This is a genomic window from Ligaoa zhengdingensis (assembly GCF_014384885.1).
Lineage (GTDB): Bacteria > Bacillota > Clostridia > Oscillospirales > Ruminococcaceae > Ligaoa > Ligaoa zhengdingensis.
The window spans coordinates 1-670 of sequence record NZ_JACRST010000101.1; the positions used below are offsets into that span (position 1 = coordinate 1).

Consider the following 670-nt stretch of genomic DNA (forward strand, 5'->3'; position numbering starts at 1 on the left):
ACCCCGGGCCATGCCGGACATTAAGCTGGGAAGCCTTTTCGACGGGATCGGCGTGTTCCCTCTGGCTGCTTCCCGGTGCGGTATCCGTCCGGTCTGGGCCAGTGAGATTGAAAAAGCGCCCATCTCCATAACCAAAAGGCACTTTCCCGACATGGTGCATTTGGGGGATATTACGAAGGTGGACGGCGGGAAAATCCCACCTGTCCATATAATTACCTTCGGTTCCCCCTGTCAGAACCTTTCTCTGATCGGCAACCGCTCCGGCCTTGCCGGGGCAAAATCAAGCCTGTTCTATCAGGCGTTTCGTATCATACAGGAAATGAGGGATGCTACTGATAACCTATATCCAGCTATCGCTGTTTGGGAAAACGTCATGGGAGCGTTTTCTACAAATGACCGGATGGACTTTAGAGCCGTCCTATCCGCCTTCTCGGACACCGAAGTTCCAATGCCTCCTTCGGGAAGATGGGGAAACGCCGGAATGGTGCGAGGGGGAACGCCTGATGTGTGCTGGCGGCTCATGGACGCCCAGTATTGGGCAGGCTCCCGAAGGCTGGCACGAAGGCAGCGGATTTTCGTCGTGGCGGATTTTGGAGGCAGACGTGCCGCAGACATACTATTTAAGCCCCGTCCAATGCTCCCACTTCCTCCGCCTTGCGGAGAGGGCGGG

General features: G+C 56.4%; 1 protein-coding gene. It reads left to right on the top strand.

All coding sequences use genetic code 11. The features are described from left to right. Window positions 1-10 precede the first annotated feature (10 nt). On the top strand, window positions 11-670 hold a 660-nt coding region (locus H8711_RS13880), incomplete at its 3' end, for a DNA cytosine methyltransferase (protein WP_249283911.1).